Consider the following 16,147-nt stretch of genomic DNA (forward strand, 5'->3'; position numbering starts at 1 on the left):
GGGCGACCTGGAACCCGGCCCGCGCCGGCCGTATGGCACGTGACCGAGACAACGCACACACAGACCACACCCCCCCCCCCCCCCCCCCCCCCCCGCAGCCCTGAGTTCCGGCTGGCCGTGGACGCCCTGCGCGGGCTGTGGCAGGACCTGTTCCACGATGCCTTCGCCTACCGGCCGCTGCCCCGCATGGCGGTGGACGGCCGCCTCACCCGCCACCTGTCCGACCGGATGCGGGCCCGCGCGGCCTGGACCCCGCACGCGGTGGTGGTGGCCGGCGGGCTCGTGGCGCTGCTCGTCGGCATGGTGAACACCGACGTCGGCGGGCCGTCCCTGCTGTGCGGGCTGCTCGCCCTGGCCCCGGTGCTGCTGACCCTGGTGCGTCCGGTCGGCGCGTTCTGGCTGTCGTTCGCGGCGACGGCGGCCACCTCCGCTTTCGGCAGCGACTGGGGCAGCTGGCCCTGGCTGCCGGGCAGCCTCGTCTCCCACCTGCTGGTGCTCACGATCGTGGCGAGCCGGACCCGCCCGCGCACGGCGGCCTGGATGTGGCTGCTGACCGCGCTGTACGGCTTCTGGGCCGAGACCGTCTTCGGTTACGGGCACTACGACACCGACACCGGCCCCATGCTGGTGCTGTCCGCGCTGGCCCTGCTGGTCGTCACGGTCCGGCAGGTGCGCCGGGAGGCCGAGCAGGAGGTGACCGCCCAGCAGTCGGTGACCGAGCACGAGCGCTCGCGGCGCACCCTGCTGGAGGAGCGCACGACGATCGCCCGGGAGCTGCACGACGTGGTGGCCCACCACATGTCGGTGGTCGCCATCCAGGCGGAGGCCGCGCCGTACCGGGTGGAGAATCCGCCGCCGGAGCTGGAGAAGGCGTTCGCCACCATCCGGGAGAACGCGGTGGCGGCGCTGACCGAGCTGCGCCGGGTCCTCGGGGTGGTCCGCGCAGAGAACTACGAGGCCCCGGACGCCCCGCAGCCCACCCTGGCCGACCTGGAAGGGCTGCTCGCGAACGTCCGGGAGGCCGGCCTGGAGGTGGAGAAGGTGGTGACCGGCGCGGTGCGGGAGCTGCCGCAGGGGGTGGAGCTGTCGGCGTACCGCATCGTGCAGGAGGCGCTGAGCAACACCCTGCGGCACGCGCCCGGCGCGAGCGCCCGCGTCGAGATCGGTTACGTCCTGGGCGGCCTGGGCCTGCGGATAGTCAACGGACCGCCCCCGGCGCCGAGTCTGCTGAAGCCCTCGCCCGGCGCCGGACACGGCATCACGGGCATGCGGGAGCGGGTCTCGATGCTGAACGGCGAGATGACGGCGGCCCCCACGGACGAGGGGGGCTACGAGGTGGCGGTGTTCCTGCCGGTGCCGGCGGCCGCTCCCGCGATCGAGGGCGGGTCATGACGATCCGCGTACTGATCGCGGACGACCAGATGATGGTCCGCGAGGGATTCTCGGTGCTGCTGAACGCGATGCCGGGCATCGAGGTCGTCGGTGAGGCGGTCAACGGCCGGGAGGCGGTGGACCGGGTCCGTGAACTGTCCCCGGACGTCGTCCTGATGGACATCCGCATGCCGGAGCTGAACGGCATCGAGGCGACCCGGGAGATCGTCGCGGCCGACGAGACGGCGAAGGTGCTGGTGCTGACCACGTTCGACCTGGACGAGTACGTGTACCAGGCGCTGCGCGCGGGCGCCTCCGGCTTCCTCCTCAAGGACGCCTCGGCGCGCCAGCTGGCCGACGGGGTCCGGGTGGTGGCGGCGGGCGAGGCCCTGCTGGCCCCCTCGGTCACCAGGCGCCTGATCACGGAGTTCTCCCGCCTGGCGGACACTCCCCGCCTGATGCCGGCGGCCCAGGCGGCGTACGGGGAACTGACGGAACGCGAGACGGAGGTACTGATCCTGATCGCCCAGGGCCTGTCGAACGCGGAGATCGCCGGGCGGCTGGTGGTGGCGGAGTCGACGATCAAGACCCATGTGAGCCGCGTCCTGGTGAAACTGGGCCTGCGCGACCGCACCCAGGCGGCGGTGTTCGCGTACGAGGCACGGCTGGTGACACCCGGCTGACCCACTGTCATAGCGGGTGCGAGGCCTGCCTGTTGCCGACTAGTGTTCGAAGGTGTATGCATGCGGATCGCATGTGCGAATGGCTTCGAGGTGACGGGAAGGCACACGGGGGATGGGCTACGTTCTGCCCGGATGGGCCGACCAGATCCTGGACTTCATCGGGATCAACTGGCCGAACGTCGACGAGGACGACTACCGCGAAATGGCGGACGCCATGCGGGACTTCGCGGACAGGTTCGAGGGGCATGGCGGTGACGCGCACCTGGCGGTGTCCCGGATTCTGTCCTCCTCGGAAGGGTGGGCCGTCGATGCGATGGAGAAACACTGGTCGCGGGTCAAGGCGGCGCACCTGGAGAAAGTCCCGGAGCTGGCCCGGTTGTTCGCGGACGCGTGCGATGTGGTCGCGGACATCATCTTCGGGATGAAGACCAAGGCCGAGATAGAACTCGGCGCGATGGCCGCCTCGTTGGGCATCTCGGTGGGTCTGGCCGTCGTCACCGGCGGGTTGTCGGCGGTCATCGGGGCGGCCGAGACCGCGGCGATGCGCCAGGCGATCAAGCGGATCATCGACGAGGCCGCCGACCGGATCGTGGACGAGCTGGTGGCGCGGGTGACCGAGCCGGTCAACGCCAAACTGGAGGCCATGGTCGAGGACATGGTCTTCGACCTGGTGGACGGCGCCTTCTCGCTGCCTCCCGCACCGGGCGACGGTCACCCGGACGGCACTGGCGGCTCAGGCGGGGCCGGTGGCAAGCACGGCGGCATGCAGCTGGCCTCCGCCGGCGGCGGAGGAGGCGGGGCCGGGGCCGGGAAGCGGACCGTCATCGACCACGTCGAGTTCGAGGACGGCGCCGGCAAGGTCTCCTTCCACGGTGGCGAGCTGCACCGGGCCGGCTCGGGCTCGCTCGTGAAGGCCAGGGGCGCCTTCGGCCGCACCCACGGCAGGGACCCCTTCACCAAGGCCTTCGACTCGGTCCTCGAAGGCGCCTTGAAGGGCACGGAGAAGGCCCTGTCCAAGATCGCCAAGCATGTCACCGAGACCATCCCGGACCGGGTGAAGGCCACCTCCCGCCTGCACAAGGGCATCGACCTCGGCGTCCGTGACCGGGTCGACGCCATCGACGGCGGAAAGAGGGGCGGCGACGGCGGCGACGGCCACGGGCGGGTCGGCGGACCGGGCCGCAAGCGCCCCGCGTCGCTGCGCACGGCGCTGGACAGCGTCCGCGAGAGGGCGATCGCCCTGGTACAGCGCCGCTGCAAGACCGACCCGGTCGACCTCGCGAGCGGCGAGATGGTGCTCTCCCAGACGGATCTCGCGCTGCCCGGCGTGCTGCCGCTGGTGGTGCGGCGCACCCACATATCCGGATACGGGTACGGGCACTGCTTCGGCCCCAGCTGGGCGTCCACCCTGGACGAGCGGCTGGAACCGACCGGCACCGGCGCGGTCTGGGCCCGCCCCGACGGGTCCCTGCTCGTCTATCCGCACCTGCCGCGCGAGGCGGGCGAGGAGGTGCTGCCGGCGGAGGGCGAGCGGATCGCCCTCACCTTCGTCGAGCGGTCGGCGCTCGGCGAGGTCACGTACGCCACGATCGACGTCCGCTCCGGTCTGACCCGCAGCTTCACCGGCAGCCCGTACTCCTCGGGCGGCCTGTACTGGCTGACGGACATCGAGGACCGCAACGGCAACGGCGTCCGGTTCGTCCGCGACGACGACGGCCTGCCCACGGTGCTCGTCCACGAGGGCGGTTACCGCGTGCGGGTCACCCGGGACCCGGATACCGCCCGGGTCACGGCCCTCGACCTGGAGACCCCCGCGGGCCCGGTCCGGGTCGCCTCGTTCGCGTACGACGAGTCCCACGACCTGGTGGGCGTCTCAGGCTCCCGGGGCGTACCCCTGCGGTTCACCTACGACGACGAGCGCCGCGTCACCTCGTGGACCGACCGCAACGGCCACACCTACCGCTATGTGTACGACGCGGCAGGCCGGGTCGTGGAGACGATCGGCCCCGACGGCGCGCTCTCCTCGCGCTTCGCCTACGACACCGCCGCCCGCGAGACCCGCTTCACCGACTCCACCGGCGCGGTCACCGTCACCCGTTTCAACCAGCTCCGCCAGACGCTCAGCGAGACCGACCCGCTCGGCAACACCGTGCACTTCGAGTGGGACCGCCACGACAACCTGCTGTCCCGCACCGACGAACTGGGACACACCTCGCGGTTCACGTACGACGACGCCGGCAACCTCCTCACCGTCCACTACCCGGACGGGCGCCGGTCGTCGGCCACGTACAACGCGCTGCACCTGCCGGAGACGACGACCGGACCGGACGGCACCGTGTGGCGCAACGTCTTCGACGAGCGGGGCAACCGCACCGCGGTCGTCGCACCGGACGGCACCGCGACCACGTTCACCCACGACGCGACGGGTGCCGTGGCCACGGTCACGTTCCCGACCGGCGAGACGGAGACCCGCACCCACGACGAGGCGGGGCTGACCCTCTCGGTCACCGACCCGCGGGGTGCCACCCACACGGTGCGCCGGGACGCCTTCGGCCGGCCGTACGAGTCGGTCGACCCGGCGGGTTCCGTGACCCGCCTGGAGTGGACGGCGGACGGCTGGCTGACCCGGCGTACCGCGCCGGACGGGGCCACGGAGTCGTGGACGTACGACGAAGAGGGCAACTGCCTCACCCACACCGACCCGCTCGGCGGCGTGACCCGCTTCGAGTACACCTGGTTCGACCTGCTCGCCGCCCGCACGGGCAAGGACGGGGCGCGCTACGAGTTCACGTACGACACCGAGCTGCGGATCAGCACGGTCCGCAACCCCCAGGGAAGAGAGTGGAGTTACCGGTACGGCCCGTCCGGCCTCACCGACTCCGAGACCGACTTCGACGGACGCGTCGCGCGCTACGAGTACGACGCCGCGGGCCGCCTCGTCACCCGGACGACCCCGCTCGGGCAGCGCATCGCCTTCACCTTCGACGCGGTGGGCAACGTGCTGGCGAAGGACGCCGACGGCGTGGTCACCCGCTACACGTACGACGACGCCGACCGGCTCGTCGCCGCCGTCTCCCCGACCTCCTCGCTCACCCTGGAACGCGACGCCCTGGGCCGTCTGCTGGCGGAGACCGTCGACGGGCGCAGCATGCGGTTCGGCTACGACGGGCACGGCGAACTGGTCTCACGCACGACACCGACCGGGGCCACGACGTCGTACTCCTACGACAGCGCGGGCAACCGGGTGCGCGTGGACCTCGCCGGACACGCGCTCGGCTTCACCCACGACCTGCTGGGCCGCGAGACCCGGCGCACCCTCGGCTCCGGGCCGGCACCCGTGACGCTCACCTCCCGGTGGGACGTGACCGGCCGCCTCGCGGCCCGGTCGCTGACCACGCCCCGCGGCACGCTCCGGGACCGCTCCTACGGCTACCGGGCCGACGGTTTCCTGACGGACGTCACGGACCGGCAGGACGGGCCGGACGGGCTGGACTGGCACTTCGACCTCGACCCCGTGGGGCGTCCGCTCGGCGTCACCGCGGGCGACTGGTCGGAGCGGTACGCCTATGACGCCGTCGGGAACCAGACGGACGCCCACTGGCCCGACCGGGCCCCGCACGCGGAGAGCCGTGGCGCGCGGGTCTACGACGGGACCCGGCTGCTCGGCGGGGACGGTGTGCGCTACGAGTACGACGCCGCGGGCCGCGTCGTGCTGCGCCGGAAACGGCGCCTGTCCCGCAAGCCCGACACCTGGCGGTACACCTGGGACGCGGAGGACCGCCTGGTCTCCTGCACCACCCCCGACGGCACCGTGTGGCGCTACACCTACGACGCGCTCGGCCGCCGCACCGCCAAGCACCGCATGCGCCCCGACGGGCAGGGCGTCGCGGCCACGGTCCGCTTCGCCTGGGACGGAACCCAGCTGGCCGAGGAGACCGACACGGCCACCGGCGTGACGCTGACCTGGGAGTACGAAGGGCCGCAGCCGATGGCCCAGTTGGAGCGCCGACTGCCGGCCGACGCCGGTCAGAGCGAGGTGGACAGCCGGTTCTTCGCCATCGTCACCGACCTCATCGGCACCCCGACCGAACTCGTGGACGAGCAGGGCGACGTCGCCTGGTACAAGCGCTCAACGGTCTGGGGCATCACGGCCCGCAACCGTCACGCCCGGGCCCATACACCGCTGCGCTTCCCCGGCCAGTACGCCGACCCGGAGACGGGCCTGCACTACAACCTGAACCGCCACTACGACCCCGAGACGGCCCGCTATGTCTCGGCCGACCCCCTGGGCCTCGTCCCCGCGCCGAACCCGGCCGCGTACGTCGTCAACCCGCACACGTGGATGGACCCCGAGGGCCTGGTCGCCAAGGGCTGCACGCAGATCGGTGGCTGGTACGGCGGACTGCTTCCCGCCAACCGGATGGCGAACGGCCAGAAGTACCCGCAGAGGATGGAGGTCAATCACATCCCGGCCAAGTCCGCGTACAAGGACGTCATCGAGCCCGGCTTCTACATGGCCAACAAGCCCCACAAGAAGCAGAAGGTCAACAACGGCCCGGCCATCCGGATGGAGCAGGCCGACCATGAGCAGCTCTACAGCACGGGCTACCACCTGCAGGCCCAGGCGTGGCAGCAGTACCAGCGTGAGCTGATCAACCAGGGGCGCATCACCGAGGCCATGCGGATGGACATCGACGACATCAAGCGGCGGTTCCCCGGTAAGTACGATCGGCACATCGAGGAGATGGTGGCCAGCCTGAAGCACAACAAGCCCCTTCAGGACATGCTCAAGAAGCGGGGCTGGACCATCGACGAGAGCGCTCTGCTGGCGTGAGGGCCCGGGGCGTGTGATCGAGGGAGTGAACATGGAACTGGAACTGGTGCCACATGTCGGCGTTGGGCGTTTCCGGCTCGGCATGCCGGTCGAGGAAGCGCGCGCCGCGGTGGAGGAGTGGGGTGTGTTCCGGACCGTCGCCGGCGACGAGGAGCCCGGGCAGATCGTCCTCACGCACGACGACTCCCAGATGGACATCGTGCTGGGCTTCAGCAAAGGCGCGCTGAGCGGAGTGGAGCTGATCCGTTTCCGGAAGGAGGACGCCGACGTCCGGGTGCTGCTCGACGGGCTCGACGTCTTCCGCACCCCGAGTGAGGACCTCTTCGAACAACTGGCGGAACGGGGCCACACCATCGAGGAGAACGACCTCGGATTCGACGCCCTGCCCGAGCTGAAGGTGATCCTCGCGAACCAGAGCAGCCACGAGTACCCGGTGGACGAGGACGGCGACCCCCTGTACTACGACTACGTCCTCGTCGCGGACCGGATCTGAGCGCACGTGAACGCCGAGATCCGGCCGCACGTCGGCGTCGGGCCGTTCCGGTTCGGTATGCCGTTCGACGAGGCGATGGAGATCGCCCCGACGCCGGGCCGTGTCAGCCATCGGCCGGGAGCCGAGCGGCCCCGGGCAAGTACGTCGTGAACTTCCACGCCCTGCCCGAGCTGAAGATGTCCTTCGCCAACAACAGCTCGTTCGAGTACCCCGTGGACGAGGAGGGGGACCCGCTGTACTTCGACTACGTCCTGGTCAGCACGGATCCGGTCACCTGAACCGCCTGGTCAGATGTCGCCCGGCGCGCTAGCGTCCCCGCATGGCAGGCTCCAGCGACCTCGCGTTCGATCCCTGGGACCCGGCGTTCCTCGCCGACCCGTACCCGGCCTACGCGGAGCTGCGGGCTCGCGGCCGGGTGATCCGGTACGAGCCGACCGACCAGTGGCTGGTCCCGCACCACGCGGACGTCTCGGCGCTGCTGCGCGACCGCCGGCTGGGCCGGACGTACCAGCACCGGTTCAGTCACGAGGAGTTCGGCCGTACCCCGCCCCCACCGGAGCACGAGCCGTTCCACACCCTCAACGACCACGGCATGCTCGACCTGGAGCCGCCGGACCACACCCGGATCCGGCGCCTGGTGTCGAAGGCGTTCACGCCGCGCACGGTGGAGCGGCTGGGGCCGTATGTGCGGGGCCTGGCGAACGACCTGGTGGCCGCCCTCGTCAGGAACGGCGGTGGTGATCTGCTGACGGACGTGGCGGAGCCGCTGCCGGTGGCCGTGATCGCCGAGATGCTGGGCATTCCGGAGGCGGACCGGGGGCAGCTGCGCCCCTGGTCGGCGGACATCTGCGGCATGTACGAGCTGAACCCGTCCGAGGAGACGGCGGCGCGGGCGGTGCGGGCGTCGGTGGAGTTCTCGGACTGTCTGCGGGAGCTGATCGCGGCCCGCCGCAAGGACCCGCGCGAGGACCTGATCTCGGGGCTGATCGCGGCCCACGACGAGGACGACCGCCTCACGGAGCAGGAGATGATCTCCACGGCGGTCCTGCTCCTCAACGCGGGCCACGAGGCGACGGTCAACGCCACGGTGAACGGCTGGTGGGCGCTGTTCCGCAACCCGGACCAGCTGGCGGCCCTCCGCGCCGACCACTCCCTGATCCCCTCCGCGATCGAGGAACTGATGCGCTACGACACCCCGCTCCAGCTCTTCGAACGCTGGGTCCTGGACGACATCGAGATCGACGGCACGACGATCCCGAGGGGCTCGGAGATCGCCATGCTCTTCGGCTCCGCCAACCACGACCCGGCGGTCTTCACCGACCCCGCCCGTCTGGACCTCACCCGCGAGGACAACCCGCACATCTCCTTCAGCGCGGGCATCCACTACTGCATCGGCGCCCCCCTGGCCCGCATGGAGCTGGCGGCATCCATGACAGCCCTCCTCCAGCAGGCCCCGACCCTGACCCTGGCGGAGCAGCCGAAGCGCAAGCCGAACTTCGTGATCCGGGGCCTGGAGGGCCTGAGCGTCGAGCTGAGCTGATCACTGGTGCCCGCCTGCGGAGGGAGGCACCATGACGGTTATGGCAGAGCGCACGTCGTCTCAGTTGTCGCTGGATACGTTCGAGAGGATCGCCGACTTCGCCGAGCGTGAGGACGAGGCCGTCAGGTTCGAGTTCATCGACGGCCGGATCGGACTCAGGAAAGTGACGAACGGGAACCAGCAGTACGTCGACTGAGGTCGTGTTCAGGAGTTCATCGAGCGGGACGTGGCGGGGAGGACGGAACGCCGGCGGGCGTACCGGGAGAAGAAGTACGGGGCAGCGTGAGCATCCAGGCGCCCTCCAGCACCCGCCAGGTCCGTCTCCGTACCGGGCCCGAGACCGCCGCGTCCGCGCGGTAGCGGAAGTCCGTGCCCGTGACCGTCACCGTGTGGCCGGAGGCCAGCAGCGGGGTCGCCTCCGCGCCCACCGACAGGGGCCGCACCTCCACCGAGGCGGTCCCGGTCCGGCCCGGTGTCACCGACACCGCCTCCACCGGCTGGTCCAGGTCCACCACCGTCTCCCCGTCCACCTCCACCCGCAGCCGGGTCACGCGCGGGGACGGCACGGCGGACAGGCGCACGGGGCGGGGAGCGAGGGTGCGGACCAGCGAGCGGAGCCAGGGCCGGTCCGGGGCGGCCGGGACCGGCTCGGCGGCGGCCGCCCGCGTCGGCGGAATGCCCAGCGTGCCCAGCACGACCCCGTCGCTGTCGTCCACGAGCAGGTCAAGCCGCCGCTCGGCGCCGTCCAGGACCGCCCGCGCCGCCGCCACCGTCCCGCTGGGCACCCCGAGCGACTCGGCGAGCGCCGCGTCCCCCACCGGCACCACCGACAGCGCACATCCGGCCAGCTCCCGCTGCCGGTGCAGCAGGGTGACGGCCCGCACCAGCGCCCGGTCGTCACCGATCACCACCGGCCGCCGGGACCCCCTTCGGCCGAGCGCGCGGGCGAATTCCTCCGGCCCGTCCGGCAGGCACACTTTCGCCGCCGCACCCGCGCTGAGCACGTCTTTCGCGATCCGTACGGACTCTCCGTCCGCCTGCCGTGCCGCCGGATCGATGATCACCAGCAGCTGATCGGACGTCGCGAAAGTCGCCACCTCGGTCCTGCCTCGCTTCCTCGGGTAGCATCTTTGTGCAAGAGCCCCTTGCGCTATTGCGCCAGGGGCTTCGTCTATTCCGGGGCATCCGGTCCGACGGTTGTGCGACCGACGACGGTCGCGGTGGTACGCGGCGGTGAACCTTACGCCCAAGCCCCCGACCTTGGACATGCCCCGCCCGGAAGGGGTGTACGCGCGTGCCCGCACTTGTGCTGCTCGGTGCTCAGTGGGGTGACGAAGGCAAGGGAAAGGCGACGGACCTGCTCGGTGGCTCCGTCGACTATGTGGTGCGATACCAGGGCGGCAACAACGCCGGCCACACGGTCGTCGTGGGCGACCAGAAGTACGCCCTTCACCTCCTCCCTTCCGGAATCCTGTCCCCCGGCTGTACGCCGGTCATCGGTAACGGTGTCGTCGTCGACCCGTCGGTCCTGCTCTCCGAGCTGAGCGGTCTGAACGAGCGTGGCGTCGACACGTCAAAGCTCCTGATCAGCGGTAACGCGCACGTCATCACGCCGTACAACGTGACCGTCGACAAGGTGACGGAACGCTTCCTCGGCAAGCGCAAGATCGGCACGACCGGTCGCGGCATCGGCCCGACCTACGCCGACAAGATCAACCGCGTGGGCATCCGGGTCCAGGACCTCTACGACGAGTCGATCCTGACCCAGAAGGTCGAGGCGGCCCTCGACGTCAAGAACCAGATCCTCACCAAGCTCTACAACCGGCGCGCGATCGCCGTGAGCCAGGTGGTGGAGGAGCTGCTGGGCTACGCCGAGCAGATCAAGCCGTACGTCGCCGACACGGTCCTGATCCTCAACCAGGCCCTGGAGGACGACAAGGTCGTCCTCTTCGAGGGCGGCCAGGGCACGCTGCTGGACATCGACCACGGCACCTACCCGTTCGTCACGTCCAGCAACCCGACCGCCGGCGGAGCCTGCACCGGTGCCGGCGTGGGCCCGACGAAGATCAGCCGGGTCATCGGCATCCTCAAGGCCTACACGACCCGCGTCGGCGCGGGCCCGTTCCCGACCGAACTCTTCGACGAGGACGGCGAGGCCCTGCGCCGCATCGGCGGCGAGCGCGGTGTCACCACCGGCCGCGACCGCCGCTGCGGCTGGTTCGACGCGGTCATCGCCCGCTACGCGACCCGCGTCAACGGCCTGACCGACTTCTTCCTCACCAAGCTCGACGTCCTCACCGGCTGGGAGCAGATCCCGGTCTGCGTGGCCTACGAGATCGACGGCAAGCGCGTCGAGGAACTGCCGTACTCCCAGACCGACTTCCACCACGCGAAGCCGGTCTACGAGATGCTGCCGGGCTGGAGCGAGGACATCAGCAAGGCGAAGTCCTTCTCCGACCTCCCGAAGAACGCCCAGAACTACGTCAAGGCGCTGGAGGACATGTCCGGCGCGCCGATCTCCGCGATCGGCGTGGGCCCGGGCCGCGACGAGACGATCGAGATCAACTCGTTCCTCTAGACCGCCGCCGCACGGCCCTCACTTCACGGCCCTCACTTCGCAGCCTGGCCCAGGAACGCCGACCAGGCGTCAGGGTTCACGGAGAGGTGAGGGCCGTCGGGCGTCTTGGAGTCGCGGATGTGGATGGCGGCGGGGCAGGAGGCGACCTCTACGCAGTCACCGCCGCCGCTGTCGCTGTACGAGGACTTGCGCCAGGTGTAGGCGGTTTCCAAGCAGTTGCCGCCGCCGTCGTCGCTGTAGCTGGACTTGAACCACCGAGGGGTTCCGGTGCCGGTCATTGCTTCTCCCCTGCCAACCGTTCGATGAGGCTGATCGAGTCGTCCGGACTCAGAGCCTGTGCCCGGATCTTCGCATAGCGGTGGGCGAGTTGGGACACCTCTGGCGGATCGCTGACCAGAATGCCCTGGTCCTCGATCTCCATGTAGACGACGTGTTCATGGTCCTTGGTCACGACGAGCTTCATGGAGCCCCGAGCGCCTGCATAAGTGCCCCGTAGTCCTCGGTCCATCGGCAGGACCTGAAGGCAGACGTTGTCCCGCTGCGCGTCCTCGATGAGCGAGCGCAGCTGTCCCCGGAGGATCTCCCAGGACCCGAACGGCCGCCGCAGCACGCTCTCTTCGAGGATCAGCTCGATCATCGGGGCGGGATCGCGGTCGAAGAGGGCCCTGCGAGCCAGCCGAGCCTCGACCAGCTCCTCACGCTTCTGCTCGGAGACCGGCGGATAACCGCCTCCGATCAGCGCCCGCGCGTACTCCTCCGTCTGGAACAACCCGTCCACGACCAGCGTCTCGTACGAGCTGATCGTGATCGCCCCCGCCTCCATCTCCGAGAACCCCCTGAACCGCGCCGGGTACTTCTCCAGGAGCATCCACCTGCGGGCCTTCTGGAAGACGCCCAGGCCGCCGCCGATCTCCTCCTCCAGGCCCACCAGCATCTTGTCGCTCGCCGGCTGCGCGCACGTCTCCATCGCGCTGATCGCCGACGCCGTGTACCCGAGTCGTTTGCCCAGCTCCTCCTGTGTGAGGCCCAGCTGCTCGCGCAGCGCCTTCGCCAGGGCGGCCACCAGATGTGCCGTGCCGCCCGCTTCCACCTTGTTCTCTGCCCGCGCCATCGCGGTCACCCCCGGACTCAACCGAACTCAAACGGTCATCGGCACTCCACGTCGACTCCGGACCGTTCGGGGGAGTGGACGGAGAGTTATGGAAGAAGGTAGCGCCCTGCACTGACACTGACCGCATGAATACGCAAAGTCACCTGTCGGTGGAGTGGATTCCCGCCACCGGCATCCATCTCCGCAAGGCAGGGGCCCAATTCGACGCCGTACGGCTGGACGACGGCCACGGCCGGGACGTCGCCGACCGGCTCGCGCGGCTCACCGGGGGCGATCCGGGGCCCGTCATCGAGTCCTCCAGTGGACGCCGGTGTGTGTACTTCCTCGTCGCGCCCGGGAGCACCGCGCACCATGCCTGGCCGGACCATGTGACCCGGCTGACCAGTGGGCCGTACCGGGTCAGCTTCATCCCCGTACCGGCGCTGGACGGGCCCACATGGCCGCTCGGGTGGCGTTACCGGCCCACCGCGCCGGACCGGTTCGTGCACACCTTGTTGCTGCGTACCCTGCTCAGCTGAAGACGATCATCGAGCCCTGCGCCAGCGAGCGGGTCGCCGCCGCGTGCAGGCCCAGCCAGACGTGCCGTTCGCGGGCGAAGGGGCTGGGGTCGTACGGGGCCGGAACGGCCGGTTCCTCCAGCTCCGTGGGGGCCGTGGGCGGGGCTGGGGGCTCCGGGGGGTTCGCCGGGTCGATGCCGATGGTCGGGGCGACGTACTGGAGTTCCCGCAGCAGCGTCTGTGACGAGCCCAACGGGCCGCCGCCCGCGAGGAGTTCGTCGTTCGACAGCGGGTGCGGGAAGTCCACGGGGACGTACGCGCCGGCGTGGTCGTAGTGCCAGACCAGGTGCGACTGCTGGGCGGTCGACTCGAACATCTCCAGCAACTGCTCGTAGTCGCCGCCCAGTTCGTCCACCGGGGTCACCGGCAGGCCGCAGACCTGGAGCAGGTAGGCCCGGCGCAGGAAGTGCAGGGCGTCGTAGTCGAAACCGGCGACCGGGGCGACGTCGCCGGACAGGCCCGGCATGTACTGGTACACCGGCACCGGCGGCAGGCCGGCCTCGGCGAGAGCCTTGTTGTACTGCGCGAGTTCCTCGGCGAAGGGGTTGTCCGGGGTGTGGCACAACACGTCCACGAGCGGTACCAGCCACAGGTCACAGGCCAAAAGAGGGCTCCTACATCGGCAGGCGCGTGGTCACGCACGGCAGCAGGTGGTCAGGGAAGGGTAGTCGGTACGGCCCCGGGGCGGCGCCCCTCCGGCTCCTCTCGTGCGGACCGGACGGGCCGTATCGGTCACTTACCCGTTGGTCAGGTGTTCCAGCAGCGTCAGCGAATCGGTGTTCGAGGCGGCCACGATCGCGCGGGCCGTCTCGGCCTCGCGGCGGGCGAGCGCGTCGACCAGCTCGGTGTGCCCGGCCCACAGCCGGCCGCGCAGGTCCGGCAGGCGCAGCAGGTGCTGCACCGCGCAGACCCAGGACTGGACGCGCAGGCGGTGCAGGAAGTCGCCGAGGTAGGGATTGCCGAAGAGGGCGCTCAGCTCGCGCCAGAAGCGGAGGTCGTAGCCGATCAGGACCGTGAGGTCGCCGGCGCTCGCGGCCCGCTGGGCCTCCTCGCCGCGGCGGCGAACGGTGGCCAGGGCTGCGGCCGTGCGGGGGTCCTCGGGCGGGGTGCGGAAGGCGGGGTGGCCGGTGGTGAGGGCCTGGAACATGCCGTCGGTGACCAGGCTGCGGGCCTCGATCATGTTCCGGTAGTCGGTGACCGAGTACTCGGGCACCCGGAAGCCGCGGTGCTGGTCGGCCTCCAGGATGCCCTGCGCGGACAGGTCGACCAGCGCCTCGCGGACGGGGGTGGCGGAGACGCCGTACTGGTCGGCTATCTCCTTCACGGTGAACGCCCGGCCCGGGCGCAGCCGGCCCGCCAGCACCTCGTCGCGGAGCGCGTCCGCGATCTGCTGGCGCAGGGTGCTGCGCGTCACGGTGCCGTTGCCGGGCATGTCCGTGCCTCTCCTCACACGTCCGGGTGACGTACTCGTACGGACTCGCGATCTACGCGAGTCGCTTTTGCTTACGAGCACGTCACCTTACGCGTTCGGACCCGCCCGGCGGCAGGCACCGTACGGTCACACCGTGTGTTCGTCGGCGACGCTCAACGCGGCGTCGAGCGCGGCCAGACCCTCCTTCAGCTCGGCCTCGCTCGCGTTGCACGGCGGGACGACATGCGTGCGGTTCATGTTCACGAAGGGCCACAGGCCGTGCCGCTTGGCGGCGGCCGTGAACGCGGCCATCGGGGCGTTCGCCTCACCGGCCGCGTTGTACGGCACCAGCGGCTCCCGGGTCTCCCGGTTCCGCACCAGCTCCAGCGCCCAGAACATGCCGACACCGCGCACCTCGCCGACGCTCGGGTGCCGCTTCGCCAGCTCGGCGAGGCCCGGGCCGACGACACTCTCGCCGAGCCGCTTGGCGTTCTCCACCACGCCCTCCTCCGCCATCACGCCGATCGTGGCGACGGCGGCGGCGCAGGCCAGCGGGTGGCCGGAGTAGGTGAGGCCGCCGGGGTAGGGGCGCTTGCCGAAGGTCTCCGCGATCTCCTGCGAGATGGCCACACCGCCGAGCGGGACGTAACCGGAGTTCACGCCCTTGGCGAAGGTCATCAGGTCGGGGGTCACACCGAACAGGTCGGCCGCGAACCACTCGCCGGTCCGGCCGAAGCCGGCCATGACCTCGTCCAGGATGAAGACGATGCCGTACTTGTCGCACAGCTCGCGCACCCCGGCCAGGTAGCCGGGCGGCGGGACCATGATCCCGGCGGTGCCCGGAACGGTCTCCAGGATGATCGCCGCGACGGTCGCCGGGCCCTCGAAGGCGATCGTCGTCTCCAGGTGCTCCAGCGCCCGGGCGCACTCCTGCTCCTCGGTCTCGGCGTAGAAGCGGGAGCGGTACAGGAACGGCGCCCAGAAGTGGACGACACCGGCGGCGGCGCCGTCGGAGGCCCAGCGGCGCGGGTCACCGGTGATGTTGATCGCCTGCTGGGTGCCGCCGTGGTACGAGCGGTAGGCCGAGAGCACCTTGGGACGGCCCGTGTGCAGCCGGGCCATGCGCACCGCGTGCTCGACGGCGTCCGCGCCGCCGTTGGTGAAGAAGATCTTGTCCAGGTCGCCGGGGGTCCGCTCGGCGATCAGCCGGGCCGCCTCCGAACGGGCCTCGACGGCGAACGCGGGCGCGAACGTCGTCAGCTTCGCGGCCTGCTCCTGGATCGCCGCGACGACCTTCGGGTGCTGGTAGCCGATGTTGGTGAAGACGAGTCCGCTGGTGAAGTCGAGGTACCGCGTGCCGTCGTAGTCCCAGAAGTACGACCCCTCGGCGCCGGCGACGGCGAGCGGGTCGATGAGGTCCTGGGCCGACCAGGAGTGGAAGACGTGCGCACGGTCCGCGGCCTTCACCGCGGCGCCGGCTTCGGGGCTGGGCTGAGGGGTCATGCGGCCGAGCGTAGATGTCCGCGATGCGGAAGGCCTATCGGCGTCTTGTTCCGTGGACCGGGGGAA

Annotated in this window: 15 protein-coding genes; 9 read left to right on the top strand and 6 right to left on the bottom strand. The window is 70.6% G+C overall.

The features are described from left to right. The first annotated feature begins 39 nt into the window (after positions 1 to 39). The 7 genes from ACZ4WH_RS35925 to ACZ4WH_RS35955 all read left to right on the top strand — a co-directional run bounded on the left by ACZ4WH_RS35925 (position 40) and on the right by ACZ4WH_RS35955 (position 9,117). On the top strand, positions 40 to 1,392 hold the full coding sequence (locus ACZ4WH_RS35925; RefSeq protein WP_468188767.1) for a sensor histidine kinase: 1,353 nt from the start codon (positions 40 to 42) through the stop codon (positions 1,390 to 1,392). Further along, entirely contained in the window at positions 1,389 to 2,054 is a 666-nt protein-coding gene (locus tag ACZ4WH_RS35930; RefSeq protein ID WP_468188769.1) for a response regulator, read from the top strand. The genes ACZ4WH_RS35925 and ACZ4WH_RS35930 overlap by 4 nt, the downstream gene beginning before the upstream one ends. A gap of 112 nt (positions 2,055 to 2,166) precedes the next feature. Next, complete coding sequence (locus tag ACZ4WH_RS35935) at positions 2,167 to 6,888, top strand: RHS repeat-associated core domain-containing protein (RefSeq protein WP_468188772.1); 4,722 nt, start codon at positions 2,167 to 2,169, stop codon at positions 6,886 to 6,888. Positions 6,889 to 6,919: 31 nt separating this feature from the next. Continuing rightward, positions 6,920 to 7,381, top strand: a complete 462-nt coding sequence (locus ACZ4WH_RS35940) for a hypothetical protein (protein ID WP_468188774.1) — start codon at positions 6,920 to 6,922, stop codon at positions 7,379 to 7,381. Positions 7,382 to 7,527: 146 nt separating this feature from the next. Beyond that, positions 7,528 to 7,659 (top strand): hypothetical protein, encoded by a 132-nt coding sequence (locus tag ACZ4WH_RS35945; RefSeq protein WP_468188776.1) that lies wholly within the window; start codon positions 7,528 to 7,530, stop codon positions 7,657 to 7,659. A 41-nt stretch (positions 7,660 to 7,700) separates the two neighbouring features. Continuing rightward, on the top strand, positions 7,701 to 8,921 hold the full coding sequence (locus ACZ4WH_RS35950; protein WP_468188778.1) for a cytochrome P450: 1,221 nt from the start codon (positions 7,701 to 7,703) through the stop codon (positions 8,919 to 8,921). 31 nt (positions 8,922 to 8,952) lie between these two features. Next, complete coding sequence (locus ACZ4WH_RS35955) at positions 8,953 to 9,117, top strand: hypothetical protein (protein ID WP_468188780.1); 165 nt, start codon at positions 8,953 to 8,955, stop codon at positions 9,115 to 9,117. Positions 9,118 to 9,133: 16 nt separating this feature from the next. Here the strand turns inward: ACZ4WH_RS35955 and ACZ4WH_RS35960 are convergent, their stop codons facing one another. Further along, positions 9,134 to 10,018, bottom strand: coding sequence for a diacylglycerol kinase family protein (locus ACZ4WH_RS35960; protein ID WP_468188783.1), 885 nt, complete (start codon positions 10,016 to 10,018; stop codon positions 9,134 to 9,136). A gap of 197 nt (positions 10,019 to 10,215) precedes the next feature. Between ACZ4WH_RS35960 and ACZ4WH_RS35965 the strand changes: the two genes are divergently transcribed. Continuing rightward, on the top strand, positions 10,216 to 11,499 hold the full coding sequence (locus ACZ4WH_RS35965) for an adenylosuccinate synthase (protein ID WP_468188785.1): 1,284 nt from the start codon (positions 10,216 to 10,218) through the stop codon (positions 11,497 to 11,499). Positions 11,500 to 11,531: 32 nt separating this feature from the next. Here ACZ4WH_RS35965 and ACZ4WH_RS35970 read toward each other — a convergent pair whose 3' ends face one another. Continuing rightward, positions 11,532 to 11,777: a DUF397 domain-containing protein gene (locus ACZ4WH_RS35970; RefSeq protein ID WP_468188788.1), complete on the bottom strand. Its 246-nt coding sequence runs from the start codon at positions 11,775 to 11,777 to the stop codon at positions 11,532 to 11,534. Beyond that, complete coding sequence (locus ACZ4WH_RS35975) at positions 11,774 to 12,610, bottom strand: helix-turn-helix domain-containing protein (protein ID WP_468188791.1); 837 nt, start codon at positions 12,608 to 12,610, stop codon at positions 11,774 to 11,776. The genes ACZ4WH_RS35970 and ACZ4WH_RS35975 overlap by 4 nt, the downstream gene beginning before the upstream one ends. 125 nt (positions 12,611 to 12,735) lie before the next feature. On the opposite strand from ACZ4WH_RS35975, the gene ACZ4WH_RS35980 reads away from it, so the two are divergent. Beyond that, positions 12,736 to 13,128, top strand: coding sequence for a hypothetical protein (locus ACZ4WH_RS35980; RefSeq protein WP_468188794.1), 393 nt, complete (start codon positions 12,736 to 12,738; stop codon positions 13,126 to 13,128). Here the strand turns inward: ACZ4WH_RS35980 and ACZ4WH_RS35985 are convergent. From ACZ4WH_RS35985 to ACZ4WH_RS35995, 3 genes are all read right to left on the bottom strand, one after another. After that, a complete protein-coding gene (locus tag ACZ4WH_RS35985) occupies positions 13,121 to 13,771 on the bottom strand; it encodes a hypothetical protein (RefSeq protein WP_468188797.1) in 651 nt (216 codons plus the stop codon). The genes ACZ4WH_RS35980 and ACZ4WH_RS35985 overlap by 8 nt on opposite strands. Before the next feature lie 132 nt (positions 13,772 to 13,903). Next, complete coding sequence (locus tag ACZ4WH_RS35990) at positions 13,904 to 14,599, bottom strand: GntR family transcriptional regulator (protein ID WP_468188800.1); 696 nt, start codon at positions 14,597 to 14,599, stop codon at positions 13,904 to 13,906. 126 nt (positions 14,600 to 14,725) lie between these two features. Beyond that, positions 14,726 to 16,081 carry an aminotransferase class III-fold pyridoxal phosphate-dependent enzyme gene (locus ACZ4WH_RS35995; protein ID WP_468188803.1) on the bottom strand — a complete coding sequence of 452 codons (1,356 nt, stop codon included), beginning with the start codon at positions 16,079 to 16,081 and terminating at the stop codon, positions 14,726 to 14,728. Between the last annotated feature and the right edge of the window lie 66 nt (positions 16,082 to 16,147).

It is taken from the genome of Streptomyces sp. NPDC029138 (assembly GCF_055564375.1).

What these genes read in the sequence shown, in the direction of transcription:
- ACZ4WH_RS35935 (WP_468188772.1), top strand. Translation starts at nt 2,167, where the DNA reads ATGGGCTACGTTCTGCCCGGATGGGCCGACCAGATCCTGGACTTCATC.
- ACZ4WH_RS35950 (WP_468188778.1), top strand. Translation starts at nt 7,701, where the DNA reads ATGGCAGGCTCCAGCGACCTCGCGTTCGATCCCTGGGACCCGGCGTTC.
- ACZ4WH_RS35940 (WP_468188774.1), top strand. Translation starts at nt 6,920, where the DNA reads ATGGAACTGGAACTGGTGCCACATGTCGGCGTTGGGCGTTTCCGGCTC.
- ACZ4WH_RS35980 (WP_468188794.1), top strand. Translation starts at nt 12,736, where the DNA reads ATGAATACGCAAAGTCACCTGTCGGTGGAGTGGATTCCCGCCACCGGC.
- ACZ4WH_RS35955 (WP_468188780.1), top strand. Translation starts at nt 8,953, where the DNA reads ATGACGGTTATGGCAGAGCGCACGTCGTCTCAGTTGTCGCTGGATACG.
- ACZ4WH_RS35930 (WP_468188769.1), top strand. Translation starts at nt 1,389, where the DNA reads ATGACGATCCGCGTACTGATCGCGGACGACCAGATGATGGTCCGCGAG.
- ACZ4WH_RS35990 (WP_468188800.1), bottom strand. Translation starts at nt 14,599, where the DNA reads ATGCCCGGCAACGGCACCGTGACGCGCAGCACCCTGCGCCAGCAGATC.
- ACZ4WH_RS35995 (WP_468188803.1), bottom strand. Translation starts at nt 16,081, where the DNA reads ATGACCCCTCAGCCCAGCCCCGAAGCCGGCGCCGCGGTGAAGGCCGCG.
- ACZ4WH_RS35975 (WP_468188791.1), bottom strand. Translation starts at nt 12,610, where the DNA reads ATGGCGCGGGCAGAGAACAAGGTGGAAGCGGGCGGCACGGCACATCTG.
- ACZ4WH_RS35970 (WP_468188788.1), bottom strand. Translation starts at nt 11,777, where the DNA reads ATGACCGGCACCGGAACCCCTCGGTGGTTCAAGTCCAGCTACAGCGAC.